Annotated in this window: 13 protein-coding genes and 2 pseudogenes; 5 read left to right on the forward strand and 10 right to left on the reverse strand. The window is 59.3% G+C overall.

The features are described from left to right. Positions 1-261 carry a hypothetical protein gene (locus tag HCN50_RS28620; protein ID WP_171583063.1) on the reverse strand — a complete coding sequence of 87 codons (261 nt, stop codon included), beginning with the start codon at positions 259-261 and terminating at the stop codon, positions 1-3. Positions 262-621: 360 nt separating this feature from the next. Between HCN50_RS28620 and HCN50_RS28625 the strand changes: the two genes are divergently transcribed. The 3 genes from HCN50_RS28625 (at position 622) to HCN50_RS28635 (ending at position 1817) form a co-directional block, all read left to right on the forward strand. Then, the gene (locus HCN50_RS28625; RefSeq protein ID WP_171713218.1) at positions 622-873 is read left to right on the forward strand and encodes a type II toxin-antitoxin system prevent-host-death family antitoxin; all 252 of its coding nucleotides are present in this window, start codon (positions 622-624) and stop codon (positions 871-873) included. A gap of 147 nt (positions 874-1020) precedes the next feature. Continuing rightward, complete coding sequence (locus HCN50_RS34865; RefSeq protein ID WP_311966907.1) at positions 1021-1287, forward strand: hypothetical protein; 267 nt, start codon at positions 1021-1023, stop codon at positions 1285-1287. Between the two features lie 203 nt (positions 1288-1490). Next, entirely contained in the window at positions 1491-1817 is a 327-nt protein-coding gene (locus HCN50_RS28635) for a hypothetical protein (RefSeq protein WP_171583065.1), read from the forward strand. 375 nt (positions 1818-2192) lie between these two features. Here HCN50_RS28635 and HCN50_RS34870 read toward each other — a convergent pair whose 3' ends face one another. The 4 genes from HCN50_RS34870 to HCN50_RS28650 form a co-directional block, all read right to left on the reverse strand. Next, positions 2193-2564 (reverse strand): hypothetical protein, encoded by a 372-nt coding sequence (locus HCN50_RS34870; protein ID WP_171713219.1) that lies wholly within the window; start codon positions 2562-2564, stop codon positions 2193-2195. 744 nt (positions 2565-3308) lie between these two features. Further along, positions 3309-3458: a helix-turn-helix domain-containing protein gene (locus HCN50_RS34515; protein ID WP_311966908.1), complete on the reverse strand. Its 150-nt coding sequence runs from the start codon at positions 3456-3458 to the stop codon at positions 3309-3311. Between the two features lie 1080 nt (positions 3459-4538). Further along, complete coding sequence (locus HCN50_RS35010) at positions 4539-4958, reverse strand: DUF7694 domain-containing protein (protein ID WP_446471645.1); 420 nt, start codon at positions 4956-4958, stop codon at positions 4539-4541. A 1274-nt stretch (positions 4959-6232) separates the two neighbouring features. Continuing rightward, a complete protein-coding gene (locus tag HCN50_RS28650; RefSeq protein WP_210265139.1) occupies positions 6233-7105 on the reverse strand; it encodes a host specificity protein in 873 nt (290 codons plus the stop codon). Positions 7106-7899: 794 nt separating this feature from the next. Between HCN50_RS28650 and HCN50_RS28655 the strand changes: the two genes are divergently transcribed. Both HCN50_RS28655 and HCN50_RS28660 read left to right on the forward strand, forming a co-directional pair. Continuing rightward, the gene (locus tag HCN50_RS28655) at positions 7900-8763 is read left to right on the forward strand and encodes a sister chromatid cohesion protein DCC1 (protein ID WP_283812129.1); all 864 of its coding nucleotides are present in this window, start codon (positions 7900-7902) and stop codon (positions 8761-8763) included. 559 nt (positions 8764-9322) lie between these two features. After that, positions 9323-9730, forward strand: a complete 408-nt coding sequence (locus tag HCN50_RS28660) for a hypothetical protein (RefSeq protein WP_171713301.1) — start codon at positions 9323-9325, stop codon at positions 9728-9730. 233 nt (positions 9731-9963) lie between these two features. Here HCN50_RS28660 and HCN50_RS33890 read toward each other — a convergent pair. From HCN50_RS33890 to HCN50_RS28680, 5 genes and pseudogenes are all read right to left on the reverse strand, one after another. Then, positions 9964-10220: pseudogene (locus HCN50_RS33890) on the reverse strand (transposase); the annotation flags it as partial. Positions 10221-10562: 342 nt separating this feature from the next. Then, positions 10563-10709: a hypothetical protein gene (locus HCN50_RS28665; RefSeq protein ID WP_171713220.1), complete on the reverse strand. Its 147-nt coding sequence runs from the start codon at positions 10707-10709 to the stop codon at positions 10563-10565. 1106 nt (positions 10710-11815) lie between these two features. Beyond that, positions 11816-12033 (reverse strand): annotated as a pseudogene (locus HCN50_RS28670) (type 2 isopentenyl-diphosphate Delta-isomerase); the annotation flags it as partial. 28 nt (positions 12034-12061) lie between these two features. After that, the gene (locus HCN50_RS28675) at positions 12062-12964 is read right to left on the reverse strand and encodes a terpene synthase family protein (protein WP_171713221.1); all 903 of its coding nucleotides are present in this window, start codon (positions 12962-12964) and stop codon (positions 12062-12064) included. Beyond that, positions 12961-14511 (reverse strand): hypothetical protein, encoded by a 1551-nt coding sequence (locus HCN50_RS28680; RefSeq protein WP_171713222.1) that lies wholly within the window; start codon positions 14509-14511, stop codon positions 12961-12963. Before HCN50_RS28680 ends, HCN50_RS28675 begins: the two co-directional genes overlap by 4 nt. Between the last annotated feature and the right edge of the window lie 293 nt (positions 14512-14804).

The raw sequence follows: 14804 nt of genomic DNA on the forward strand, positions 1-14804 counted from the left end.
TTAGGCAGTTGCCAGAAGCCTCAGTTCCTCCAGGCCCGCTTTGTCAATGACAATCAACGCCTCTGTCAGTGCGGCAACCAGATCAGCATGCTTTGGCTTCTTTCTCGGCTGCGGCACGCATCGCCGCGCACCACGCTCCCATACGTGGTAGATCACGATCACGAACGCCTTTCGAACCAGGAGGAGCGCGGCTTCAGCCTCCAGGCGGCGCTCTGCGAACTCTTCGCCATAGTGACGTCCAGCGCCGGTTTTCCTGATCATACTCTTCCCACTGGGCAGTGCCCGCATCGACCCTGCGCTGAAGTCGTCCGCCTCCTTTTGATCTCCTCCAGCTCCTGGAAAAAGGGGGCAAAGGCCGCGCGCATCTGGCGGATACGATGATCAAACAGGGCACGGCGCATTGTTTTCATTTCGAACGGGGGAACGGGCGTCCCCCTTTCAAAGGCCTGGTAGAATTGGACGTCACCTCAAGCGATTCAATCCTGCGATGGATGATACGGACGGCTCGCTTCAGGCGAGGTCTTCCGCTCAAAAGATCCCCGGCCCAAACGGCCACGACCTAAAGGCCCTTGCAAGAAATGCAGTATTGCTGTATATTACAGCATTGAGGGAGATCGATCGATGACCCAATATTCAACCAGTGATCTTTCCAGGAAGTCGGGTGATATAATCGCTGAAGCCCTGCGTCGGCCCGTCACCATTACCCAGCGCAATAAGCCGCGTCTTGTGCTGCTCAGCATCGAAGACTACCGCAAGCTCACGGCCAGAGCCGATACCCGGAACGCCGGCCGCCTCGAGACAATGCCTGACGACTTGTTTGACGACGTCAAGCGGGCCATCGACGCCTATGAGCGGGAGGGCGACGAGACGTGAGCCGGGACGAGCTTCGCACCGGATGCGTGATCCGATTTCCCTTTTTGTGGGTGCGCGAGGCTGAGCGTGGGGAGACGGAAGGCCGCAAAGCCTCGCCCGGTGGCTGTGGGTGTGCGGATCGCCAGGCCGAAGGGTGAGGACTCGTTGGTGCTGTTTCCGATCACCAGCCAACCGCCCTCCTCCGATCGTTTTGCCGTCGAAATTCCCGAGATGGAAAAGCGTCGTGCCGGTCTCGATGCTTCGCTACGCCTTTGGATCATTCTTGACGAATACAATCAGGACGTCATCGGCCAGTCATTCTACCTTGAACCGGACCCGCCGCTCGGCCATTTCAGCAAGGCGTTTTTTCTGCCGTTGATGAAAGAATTCATTGCCCGCCGCGCACGGACTCGCGGCGTTAACCGTCAGAGTTAGATAGGTGAGCCCGCAAAGAGACCAGATCTTTCACCGGAGCAGCAGAATACAGCGGCCTCGATTCGGCAATTGCTCGGAAAGAGCATGGCCGATCGCTATGCCGACTTCTGCCGGCTGGCGTCCGGCGCGCTTCCGCTTCGGGTGTCCTGTCGCGGCCCACGCGTTGCGAGAGTTCCGATTCTACGGCAAACTTAACGGGACCAATGGAGATTGCCGTCGACGCCACGGCGTTGGATGATGCGCCCGCGCCGCTTGGTGCGGACCAATTCGCCGGTCAATTGCCGGTCTCAGGTGATCCTGAGGCACTCGAGCCGTTCTCACCAAGAGAACTCCGTGGACCGCTGAATGATGAGCCCGCGCCGTTTGGCGTGGATCAGCTGGTCGACAATTTGCAAGTCCCAGCTGATCCAGATGCGCTTATTTTCAAAGCCAAGCAGATGCCTCTACGAGAGATTCGCCGACTGCTTGATGATGAACACGCATCGTCACCCGCGGATCAACCAGCCCGCCGGTTGCCGAACGACTATTAGAGGACACGAGCCGATTGCTGGAGATGCGCTGAATTCAATGGCGCGACCTATTAAATCCTCGGACGACCTTCGGCGCATGTAGCTAGGTCCGGCGGATCGCCTCGCCTTCCGGCTCCTATTCGATCACTCCACCTGCCCTGGATTGCGGCCGTGCGCCGGCGTCGGAAGAGCTGGCAGAAGCAATGCGTTTGCATACTGTGCTGCGTCGACTACGGTTATTGGCGGGGGACAGATTTCTCTGTCTTCCGGTGGCGCGCTCTTCGATCGATTACTCAAAACATCGACGATGGAGTGCATGGCGCGATGCGCAGATCTAGCTGGACTAAAGCCAAGCTACGACGCGCCCGCCAGACATTGTATATCCGTCATGAGCCGTTATGGAAAAGTTGCGTGACCTCTTGCCGGCCTTTCATGTTTCTTCACGCAGTGGCTCCTGCGAGCTCGTTGGAAGGCGGTGTCGTACACCGCCTGAGCCATGGAGTGCTTGGCCAGGTCTGTCGCGCGAACCGGTCGAGTTCGCTCTGGTAGTACGAATTGCCGCTGTTGCTGGCATACGCGCGGTTCGCGAAAGATAATGGTCGGTGGCGTCGACGAAGTTGCCGCCACCCTGCCCTGCGAGCGACAAGACGCTCGATAAGAATTGTTGGGGCAGAACCTTTTGAAATGCGGCATGTTCAAGAGCGCGCCGATTTCGTTGGCGTTGGTGTGCTTGTTGAAGCTGTCATAGAGATGCTTGGTCTGGCCCAATTGATGCTGCGACCTTGAGCTGCGACCTCAACGTATAACCTACTTCTTCAATTCCGTCAGTTGCTCAAATTTGTTGTTGCGGGATCCCAAACCGCCTCGTCTCCAAGCGCCTTCCAGAACTCGTCGAGTCAATGATCAGGCACCGGCCATCGATTAGCCGCTCCACGCGATGGAATAGATACATCATGAGCGGCGTGCGAACGGTGGATGATCTAAGAGATCGGTCATGTCGAAGCCGATGAACCGGGCGTCGAGACTGATAGCGTTCTGATCGCCGTCGAGCACCGAGCCGAATGGAGTGCCGTGGCACCGTCGCTCGAACCGCTCACCGATGCCTTCGCGATCTTTCTGACCGAGAAAAGCCCGCAGCGTCCTGAACGATCGCTCCGACTGCCGCAGTTGACCAAGCGCTCTCGCCGCCCCAATCCTTGTCGAAGAAAACATACGACGCGTCGAACCGCTGGGCCTGCGACAGCACGAGGTTCTGCACGACAGTCTTGCCGGATCAGATGAAGGTGTTGCCGAGTCGCCATGATGAAAGGAAAAAAGAAGGGCAAGCCGGACACGGTCTTGAGCATCGCCACCGCCGGTCCCCAATGGTTGCCCGCGGGCATTCCAGCATCCGCGGGCCGCCCCGCATCGCTTCGTCCGCGCCGCGGGCGCCCCGCCGGGTGCCGCTGCCGGCCTGTGCAAACAGCCGGGCCTTGAGCACCGCGTCGGTGACGTCTTCGGGCAACGGCCAGGTCAGCCCGCCGCCTCGAACCGGTGGATCGTCAACCGCACCGTCGAAGGCGCCGTCCCCACCCGCCGAGCAATCCCACGGGTCGTCATCCCGACCAACTTCAATCTGATCACATCGCGCACGTGGCGCATCGCAAACCTCTCCGTCGGCATCCAGGTCCCGCTCGCAAAGCTGAAAGGTGGGACCGTATCGTAGCTAGAAGAGGCCTCGTCACCCCGGGCGACATCATCCCGGAATGGCGGGCGACATCGAGCGGAACCAGCAGAGATTCCTGCCACCCTTCTTTACCGATACTGGCGTAAAGAACATGCGTATCCTCAATCGTGTAGTCTGCACCCGCGATGCAGCCACGCCCCAGCTCGTTGACCGTATGCTGGATTGATCTCGACGGTACTCAGTCTTGAGGCACACTGCGATGAGTATACTCTCTCTTTGAGAGCCGCTACCCTCCTCCGGCAGGCCTTATTGATGCAGTGCAACGGCATCGGCTGACCTACTCGCCGGTCCAGAGGCTCGAACCCGTTTCCCCGTTCTTGCAAGTCGAAACAGGAGCGCATCGCATGTGGCGCAATCTGCTGCTTTCAGGCACAGTCGACTACTTCGGGTCCTACTCGACCTATTCTCCTGAGGCTCCGGGTCGACTTTGTGTGCGTCACGCATTTCTTGGTTCGGTGCGACATGCTTCTCACTTTTCGCTCGAAAGCGATCTGGTCCACCTTCCACAATAGAGGTTGCGATTTGCACCGTCCGAGCCCACCGCCTCAGATGAAGCAAAAGCAGTACGCCAACAAAAAGGCTCGTCATTATAACAGTCGTCATCAAAAGGCATGCCACACAGCACAATGCGGCTACATCCAAGACCGATCGCAACCAGAACGGCACCCAATCCACACTTGCCGTGTCCTCCCTAGAGCCAGACATGCTCGCTATAACTCGCTGCTCTTCTCGATGCGTGATAAGGTTATCATTCAGCGCCGATTGAAGGATCGGCTCCCTAAGGATGCGAGCTGACGTCAAGCTGACGAGTTTCCCGACGGCAACGATATCGTTTCGCGTGAATTCCGGGCATTGTTGATCAGCCGAAGAGATCTGGAAAACTCCTCGAACAAACTCCAACAAACCTCTTAAATGTCTTGAAGAGAGTTTTCCCTGCATTGCAGTCGTCGTTCGTACCGGAACGTGCGGCGGCGTCCCCGTGTTGGAGGCGCCGATTCGTTGTAGTAACCCGGCTCTCACGATACCCCCCCAAGCTGTGCAAGCAATATCGCCGTTTCAGAGGGTCCAAGCCCGACGACGCCTACGAAGCTAACCGGTGGCACTGGAATGTCCTGACGAGTCGGCTTCCAGAGATGCAGGCAGTACCGGCTGTTATTTACGTATTGCGAATGAGGCGGATGCAGTTGCATCACGCACTCCTCTTCATCCCAAAACAGGTCTTTGACGAAGCACATCTCCTCCCAGTTCGGACAACGTCGCGGCGTGGAGACAGAGACATGCTCCCACCCTGGGCGAACAAGTCCGACTATCCTCAGTCTGCACCCACAAGGGCCCTGAACAAAGAAAAGGCCGCAAGGACCTGATCCCGGCGCGCTGGCGAATTGGCCATGTCGTAGGCGGCCGGCCTCGAGTTTTTCTAGAACTTGTGCTCTCACGTCCCCTGCTTTGCCTCGCTGATGAATTTGGTTTCGAACAAACTGCTGAACAAACCGCAGATGCAGATCATCTCTCTTCTTCCGCTCCCAATGCCGGCAAACACATGCAAGCGGACGCTCGACTTTTGTCGAGCCGGTAAAGGATCTCCCCGTGAGGCCAGGATAAACTTTCAGCCATCTCCGTCACCTTTATTGAGAAAAACGCGTACGTTTCCGTAAGGATAAGGTCACGATGGTACTTTTCAGCTTGCGAGTTTGGCTTCAGCACCAGATCCTCCTTTTTTAGCTCACCACATCCCCGGTCCTTTCGAAGCTTGCCGCAAACACGCGGGCTGCGGCTCGCCTCGCGACGAGGCTAGGAACCCTTGACGACGGCAAACGCGCCGTCGGAAGCAGTTGCTCTTCCAGCACAGTCACGGCCGGCATATGGAATGAGCCCCGTTGAACGCCTGGATCACAAGGCGACCGTTTCGGAGCTTGATCCCGCCGCCTAATTCAGGAACTCTTTCGATGCCGGCCTTCTCGTTTGGCATGGGCACGCAGCCTCGCGCAGCAGAATGCGACGATCGGATGATCAGAAGGCCGAATTTCTCGATACGGCCTTCTCTCTCTTTGCACAGCGCGGCCCCGCGAGCCTCGTGAACGGTTCGGCAAGTGGGCGGACGAGCCATAGGCTCCCCCAAGCCTAAGTCGGAAATCGCTCGTGATCCAAGCGCTAAACAGCCGGTGAAGGGATTAGCGAGCAGCCGCTGCCAATGCACAGGCGGTAGGCTGTAACAAGTCGGCAATTGCCCCCTTGCGCTTGCGTCGGATGGTCATGCTGGCAAGCGCAAAGATCAGCAACGACGGCAAGACATTTCGCTATCCATGAAGATGAGGTGCGGATGAGGCGCGGCAAGCGGAGCTCCGAGCAGCGTCCCCTCAGCGACATTCGGCTTGGCCCCCTTGCTCGTCATGAGGAGGCACACCTCAATTGATCATCCAGCGAAGCGCCCTTCCAGAATCGCGCAACACGTCCATGCTTGTGGAGCGTTCAAATCCCAGAGAGTTGCCAGATGACGCAAGAAGCAACTCAGAGCAGCTGACTAGGGATTCCAAAGGGCTGCTCTGCCGGAAAGGCCGAACCGCCGCCGGTTCAGCCTATTCCGCTCGCGCGCCGCATCGGGAGCACACCCGCTAGTGGCGGGCGCTCCCGTTGCAGCGCCCCGTTGCCCCGGTGCATGCCGCTACGAAGAGTAGTCCGGTTTCAGGCAACCACACCCTCGCGACCTCTGCTAGCCAGTCCCCGGGCCTAAATTGAGCTGTTCGAAGTACCAAGAAGCATCGTCCCCCGACGATTCCGTTTCGATGTATTCTTCACCCGAATATTCCTCGACACTTCCTTCGCTTTCCTCATCACTACTCTCAGCTTTTGAGAGATATAGCCGAGGCTTATCCGCCCGCTGCCATTTCCCCTCCTCGTTCAGCGTCCACTTGTCCGGATGCTGCCTAGGGTCAAGCACATATTCATTGTCATCTTCCTTGTCTCCCACGTAAACAAAGCCCATTTGCTCTAGACGGGGCTTAACCTCATCAGTGGCAGGACGTGACATGACCAACGCCCGCTTGCCGTCAAGCCCAAGTTGATGTTCCAGCAGAACATCGCCTGCGTTCTCAACGAGCGGATGAGTAACCCGGAGACCGACAACGGACGAGACGTGTTTTCGCCCAGGAAAGTTCCGCTCCCACGCCTCCCCTCCCATGCGACTTCGACCTTCGGTTTTTAAAAGCCCGACACTCTGCTTTCCTAATTGATAGCTGAAATATCGCGCCTGGTCCGAATCATTTACGGTAGATGCGGCTCTGGCGACCATCGCTGTTTGCCTAGCCTTGTTGGAAACGAAATCCGAGTATTCTAGCGGATTATCGGCTATGTGCTTGATGTCGTCACCGTAAAAATTTCTCAGCTCTTTCTTGAATGACTTCCTGTCGATCTCATCGATGGGAGCTACGGAAACGAGGGAGTACGGCCGTGTCGCCCCCGAGGACGAACCAGGCGCCGTGTCTGCAAGCGCTTCCGTAAACCTCCGGCCTGCTAATGGCTCCGATTCATCGGCCTGGCTCGCGCTTGGAAATTGACTGGAAGAACCAGTGATTCTGCTATCCATGCGGTTCGCTCTCCCTATCGCAAAAGTTGCACCGTACTGGCCCATTCGAAGGCCTGTAGACATGATAGGCGCGCGAGCTGACGATAAGCTGACGCACAGACGGGGTGCATCATCCTAGCCCGGTGCACGTTTTGCACGGCGAGGGGCGGCTGGCTTTCCAGCAACGCTTATTGCGATTCGCCGGAGATTCTAGCCGCCTACGGGACGATTTCTGCATGGCTCCAGGAGTTGTGGGCGCGGCGTCCAGATGCCTTCGTGATCGGCAACTATGCGACTGCTCTTGCGGCAAAGTTGCTGGGCGCTTGGACCAATGCGGCGCTCGGTCTTGCCAATCGCGTCGAGCTGATCCAAGCCTCGCCAGGCCGGCGCGCAATATCGCCGGTATTGGATGTTGCGACAACCACGACCAAACAGCGGAACCGTACACGGGTGCGGCAAATGACAATGTCCGTTTTGAGCTGAAAGGCAGGAGCTCTATGTCCCCGCCATCGCCGGAAATCAGCAGTATGTTGACGCAACCGATTTCGGGTTACTCGAGGGACACGGCCGTCTCTCCTGCGAACAGAGATCAGGGCTGATCAACTCTTCATCGTATGCACTGTGGTAATATTGGCTTTCTCTTGTACGCCATCATGCGCGCGAGCGCTTCTTCTGCCGGGCAGATCCCTTTCGTAAGAGACAGACGAGTGACGCCTGCGTCAGCCTGTCGTCAGCTTGGCTGACTATCAAGCCCGCAGGTTCTGGCCAGCCTGAACTCAGTGCAAAACACTCATCCGATAAGAGCGCGGAACGCCATGTATAGCCGAATCAGCGGCTCGTCCAATATTCAATACGCTCCCCTTGGCGAGGGTGACGAAATGAGACCGTCAGCAAGTAGAGCCGAGAAAACTGATGCGGACAGCCAAAGACTCGCGGACATGTTCGCAAAGATGCACTTTGCCGCACCGGATTCTAACGCTGGCTCATCTTCGGCAGTAACGCCGTTATATTCCCTCGTTCCCAGACCTCCGATTGTGAAGATCGACAAGCCTTTATTTAGGAGAGAAGCGAAGCGCTTTTATGACGATGAAATCAAGCACATCGCCACTAATCCACAAGAGTACTCGGATTTCATATCCGAAAAAGCCAAGCGCATCGCTCAGGTCGCCGAGAAATACGGCACAACTAACGATAGCGAGCGCGCGCGATATTTCAGCTATCAATTAGGAAAGCAGAGTGTCGGACTTCTAAGAACGGAAGGCGGATTCAGCATGACTAAGTTCGAAGGCGAAAAGTGGCGCGAACTATTTCCTGAGCGAACCGAAATCACATCCGTTGTAGATCTTCAGCTTGCTCACCCGCTTGTCGAGAACGCAGGTGATATTCTGTTGGAGTATCAACTTCGACTCGACGGCGAACGACCGCTGCTCAATTGGCGTGCTGCCAATCAAGAGTCAAAAGCCCGTGCAGCGAAGATGGGATTCGTCGCGGTTGACGAGAACAATATGTTACTTGATCCTACCCAGTACCCCGACATTTGGATAAAGAACACTGCCGGTGAATGGCAGGGCAAAAACAAACCTCCACTATATCTCTCCAAAGCTGCGCGCGGTGAGAGCAGTAATATCGGGAGCGCAGCAAGTCCCACCACGTACTCGTACGAGGACGACTTTATGTAGATCGAATGGGATCTTTTAGAGTCGCGACGGAGAAGACCGGATCTGACCGTGTCTTGTTTCCTATGCAGCGATCCTCTTCAGCCTTGATCACATGTGTGGACGGCTCCCGTGGCACAAGAGCCTTCGTTGGCGACTATCAACCGCCTCGGCTGGTTGGACGCTTAGCGCAATTCGGCGCTCCTCAGCTCGTCCGGACCCCTTAAGCTTGGCCCAATCGCCGTAACGGCATCAAATCGATCTTGCCGGCGGATTGCTTGGGAGGCCGACTTACGCCCAAAGCTTTGCTGTCACAGAAAGTTGTTGAAGCTTTCGGTCTGCTTCTGGCGAGCACCACTTACTCACGCCGGTGTCGTTGATCCCGAACTTTACTGACCAGGAGGAACCGGCTTCGTTACGACACCGACTTCGCAGATGTAGCACAGTGATCATCGGTAGGACGCGGTGAAATATTGTGTGAGCATTGGCCTATTGCGCCGGACGGTTGGGCCTCACTTTTCGCATTCATGCTGATTTGGGTGTGAAGATTCGGCGGCCACTTCGACTAAGCATGGAGAAGAAGATGTTTCAACGATTGCTAAAGGCGCGCAGCGGTGTCTATTTCAGGGCCCGATCGACTAGTCGTGATGCCGAAACTGATCGTGCCCGTGCTACGTCCATTTTTCGTTCGATAGAGAACGCGCTGCAAGATGCGATGGCCGAGCAAGCTGACCTAAAATCGAGTGTCGATGAAGCGTTAGCGCTGTCGGCAGTAACGTTGGGCAATGATTCCGATGAATATCTTACGCGCGAACCGGAAGATAACCATTATCAGAATTTGCTTGGCAGTGAAATAGCGGAAGGGGAAAGGCGGTTGAACGAGCTAGAAGTCACTATCAGGCATATCCAGTTTTTGAAGACCGCGCTCGTCTCGCGCTTTCCGGACCTCGGCTTCGCAGACAACACTCCTCATGCGAAAGATATCGGATGAGAGTGGCTCAACAGGAACGTGGCCAATCCCTAGATTGGCGCGTTCCCCCTGATCGCTTGAAGTTTCATTGGGACCGGCGGAGGCTCCATGATAAAGGGTCACCGCAGGCGAACCGGTGCGCCGAGGCTAGTTGGCGCCGCTGTGCGCAAGAGGGCTAACCACATAGGCACGCTCGACTGTGCCGCCGGTGAGTTTCTCGGTACCTCAATGGCATTCGCGGCGCCTGTGGAACAGGGGTCGTAGGCCCAGTGATCGCACAACCCGTTGGTCAGACAGCCCGTAGATGCTTGAGCAGCAGCAGTCCGATCAGGGAGCGGCTTGCGATGTTCGCCCGGTCTCGTTAAGTAGAGCGGCGCGACCTCGCCATCAATCCAGTCCCAGTCGATCTTGCCTCGAGCTGCACCAACTCGCGCTTCAGGTTGATGATCTGATCCAGCCCGGCGCGAACCAGATCCCCCTCCCCAGTCGTCTTTGGCTTATTCGGTTGCATCGCCCCTCCCCTGCATCACGGAATCACGCGTCGATTCGAGAATCTGCTCAATAAAAATCTAGGAGCTCCCGAGGCTGCGAGTTGCAAAAGTTTGCAATTCCGCCTTCGTCAGAAAATTGAATCTCCGATCACGGCTTTAGGGATTCTTCACGAGCGACTAAGAAGTTTGCGCGGATAGCTTCGCGTGCACATTTCCGCTCTCTTGGTGAGCTGCTTTTGGCCATAGGCCAAGATAGTTTCGGCGACCCACGGGATTTAGTTTGGGGGCGCGCTCTTCGTGAATTGAATTAGCGACACGTGATTAACCACTAGTCTCGAGTTCGCACTTGCCCTTTGAAGCAATCAGCCCTGCTGCAGATGCACCCAACTGCTCGCCTTGGTGAGGGAAATACTTTCGCGTCCGTGACGGACGATCTTGACGTTGGCCGGTGCTAGGGGGCTGATTAAACCCAAATGCGAAAGCATTGTTGCTGCCTCGCCCGGCGTCATTTGCCCTCCATCTTGTCGTCCCGATCGTGTTCGGATGCGGACGTTGATGTGGAGTATCCGACTATTGGCGCTAAATCATTCCACAGATTCTGCTTCGCGCGCGCGGTTTTTCCTTCTTCAAGCGACGCGCAGAGCACTTCGGCGTGTGGCACGCCGATTGCTGAGATGAGGATTGCCGCAGTTAAAGAGCGGCGCGCTGGTCGCCGACCTAGGAATTCACAATGAGACTCGTTCGATTGATCTTGATCAATGTGGCGTTGACGCTAGTCGTAACTGTACGACCGGCAGACATTGATGTGGCCGTAGCCCGCCAACTTAACCCCACCGACCAAGGAAATAGTCTTGAGCATGAAGCGGACGGCTGCTCACGAAGCAGCTGTGAGCTTGGGCCCGAATCGGCAATGCTACAACCAGATCACGCAACGTGCGCAGCCGTTGAAGAGCAGCGCCGACCGCGAAGCAACGCTGGGTTCATCGATCTCCAAAAGGCCTGAGGCTCACGTGATCATTGAACACTATGATTAGGTGCTCAAAGGGCCAGACCTGGACCGCAGGTCGGCTGGCATCTGGCAGTCGACAAGGCTGACGATCAGCCTCACCAGTTCGCGACCGTGATCCTGTTTGCATCGGGATCGCGACGTTCGCTTGACTTGGTGATCTTCGATTTGCCGGTGCCTAGTCGACTAACGCAGCGCAAGCATGGGATACGAATTGACGCACTGGAGCAAACCAAAACCGCGCGTGATTGAATGCGGCAAGGCCGATGGGGCATTACATGCTGATACTTCGCAGCCGCGGATGGTGTGGAACCCCTGGCCGCTTGCGGCGCTCCTCCTCAACGCGCTCCTGTGGGCCGGTATCTGCTGGCTCATTTACGCGTTCTTATGAGCGAGACGGTGTGCCAACCAGCCAAATGCTGGCGCCACAAGGATGGACACCTTGGCAAGCGCAATCTTGCATACACACCTGTGGTCATCGACTGACCTTTCTCAGCGGCTCGCGGTCTCAAGAAAGGCACGTACGTACGCGCGCCGGGTGGATTAGCTACCTTATCGGCCACCAACGCCAGACGCCGCAATACGCTTCGCCATTGCGCCCCACGGACCCGAGGCGCGCAATTCGATCTGCGTCAGGTCCAACTTGGGCAATGCGCAGTGTTCGAACCGGATATACTCCCAGCCGGGCGGCGACCGTGGCCGGCGCCGTTCGCCGATCCAGCACGAGGTCCAGATCGTCGTCCTTGCGCGGGCTCAGCGCGGTGTCGCTCCTGCTCGCTCCATCCGTCGCATCGGGCGACGGCGTTGCGTCGGATCGGCGACGGCAGCGCGCGCACGCCGCCGCCTCCCGCGCGTTCAGGCCGGCGTACGCTGCCCTCCCCCCGCAGCGTCGCTGCGGTAGCGGCCGGTCGAGGTCTGGTAGTACTGCGTGCGGAGGGCCGCCATGGCCTCGATCAACGGTCCCCACGGCGCGGGAAAGCGTTCTTCCGCCATCACCCGGTGCAGCATGCGCGTATGGCCGGCCAGCTCATCGTTGAGGAAGTCCATCACAGGCATAGCCGGATAGCGCTGCAGCAGCAGGATCGCCGCGTTGCCGGCCTCACCGGCCGACCTGTCCTTGTCGCGTCCATGCAGATCGTTCTGCAGGCGCCCTATCGCGGAAATGAGCCGCAGGACCTGGCGAAACATCGGACGCGCGCGCAAGGTCGCCATGTCCAGCCCCCACAGCAACGACAGGCAACAGAACACGTTGGCGTAGGCGATCGAATCGATGCCGTTGTGCAGGTACTCGGCGTAGGACCAGCGTTCCGCCCCTGCCGCCTGCGCGTGTCCGGCGCGCAGCGCCGCGCAGTAGCACCGGGTATCGTCGAGAAGCTGAGCATAGTCGCGCCGATCGTAGGCGAGCGCGGCCAGCGAAGCGCGCAGCACAGCGCAGCCCTCGAATCCGGGTAGCGCGCACGGCACGCCCTGCCCCAGCGCCTGCTCCACCGCGGCGAGCTGCTCCGGCGCGATCAGGCCAAGGTCGTTGCAATCGTCGAGCCAGAACAGCAGCGCCAGTTCGCAATAGAACGTCACGATCAGCGTTTCGTCCTGCGGATCGCGGCCGGTGCGGGCGCTGGTGTCGCGCAGGCTCGGGTGGATGCGCTGCAGGATGTACTGGCCGCCCCTGACCGCTTCCACGGCATGCTCGTCGGCGAACCCGGTCAGGGAACGCCCCCACTCCAGCACCTGCTGCAGCGCGCGTTCGGTCTGGATCATGGCGCCGCTCCTGCTCCTTCGGCCGGGACGCGCCGCCCCCAACGAAGCGCCAGCCACAACCCGGCGAGTTCGGCCACGCGCACGACCCGGGTGGGGCAATACAGTTCCTTGCCGATCCACAGCGGCGTCTGTGGCAATCGATGCGCCGCATGGCGGGCGAGCATCCACTCCAGCGCACGCGCCACCGCCTGCGCGATGCGACGGCGCCCAGTTGGCTCTTCCATCCCGTCCATCACGTGCAACGCGAACAGCGCATAGGCGGTTTCCTCGAATGTGGACGCGCGACCGGCGCCCCAGCCTCCGTCGTCGCGCTGCGCCTGCAGCAGCGCCGCCAGCGCGCGCTCGTCGCGCCACCGGGGCTTGCCTTGCGCCAGCGCAACGACGGCGTGCGCGGTGGGATACAGCCACGAAACGTGCCATTTTTCGTTGTCCCATAGACCGTTCGGGTTGCGATTGGCCTCGACGTAGGCGCTGGTGCCGGCGGCGGGCTTTCCCAACAGTCGCAACGCATGCAGGGCATGAATGTTGGTCGACACCGAAGCATTGCGCTCGCCGGGGAAGGTGACGAACTTCTCGCCGACTTCGAAATGGCGCAACGCATCGAAGGCCCCGTCGCGGCCTGCAAGGCGCAGGACGCACAACGCAACGGCGGTGTCGTCCGCATCGGCCGCGAAGTGCAAGGCCGGGCCCAGGCCGCGCACGCCTAGGCGGGCGTCGAGCTGCGCGACGATCACGCGCACCGCCTCGGCGAGCGCGGGATGCGCGAACAGCCCGGCCAGATACAGGGTGTACAGCGACCAGCATGGCTCGAACACATTGATCGGCCAGACGTTGGGAACGACACCTTCGATGCCGCTACGCGTCGCCCGCGATGCCGCCTGCAGATACGCGTCGGCGCGCCCGATCTGCGGCGTGCTCCCTTTTGTCACGGCGTGCGCACGCCACGCGGCAGTGGCCGCCGGACTGATGCCGATACTGCCGTCATCATCCGGAGATGCGGTGGTCGGCGACGTCCCCCAGGCTTCCCAGGAGTGCAGCAACGGATGGCCGCTCGGCAACGTCGCCACCGCCGACAGCTTGACCAGGCACGCTTGTCGCAACGGCAACAGCGCCAGGTGGCGCGGAAACGCCACGCCCCCCAGCAAAGATGCGGCCTCGCCGCAAAACTGCGGCAGGATCAGCTCCGCGCCGATCGGCGCGTCTTCGGGCACCGCATGCGCGTAGGGATCGGGCTGGCGCTGGAGGAACCCGGTTGCAGCCTGGACTGCGTCCGCAGCGCCGGGAAGAGGATCGGCACGCTGCAATGCCAGCAACGCCGCCCACGTGGGCGCATGGCGAAACAGCGGGAAGTCCGCGCTTCCCCATCCGCCATCGGCCTGTTGCTGCGCGATGAGCCACGCGTATGCGTCCTGCCGACCGGTGACGTTGCCGTGAAACTGCAGAGCTCGCGCCGTGTCGTAGACGGACGGGCCGACGCTGCCGCCATCGCTCATCTCGCTCAGCAAGTGGCGCAATTCGGAAAGGATCTGTTCGGACAGCGCGTTCACGCGGGATGTTCCTTCTGCAGACGGTCGACGAGAACCAGGATCGGGCAGACGCCGCGCACGTCGCCGCAGGCCGTTGCGGCCCGGCCCATGGGCAGCGCCGGATGGCTGCCTGCTCCGGCGCGGCGACGCGCCCCGATGCTGCGCCGGTCCGCGGCATGGGTCTCCGCGCAGCGCGCCGCGTGCGCCGCGGCCGCGCTGGGCAACCGCTGCGATCGGCGCCGCGGACTCGGACAGAGTGCAGCATGCACCGCTGCCGCCTGCCGATCGCAGCGGCACAGGGGCGACTCGATGCG

The sequence above is a fragment of the Bradyrhizobium archetypum genome (assembly GCF_013114835.1).
GTDB lineage: Bacteria > Pseudomonadota > Alphaproteobacteria > Rhizobiales > Xanthobacteraceae > Bradyrhizobium > Bradyrhizobium archetypum.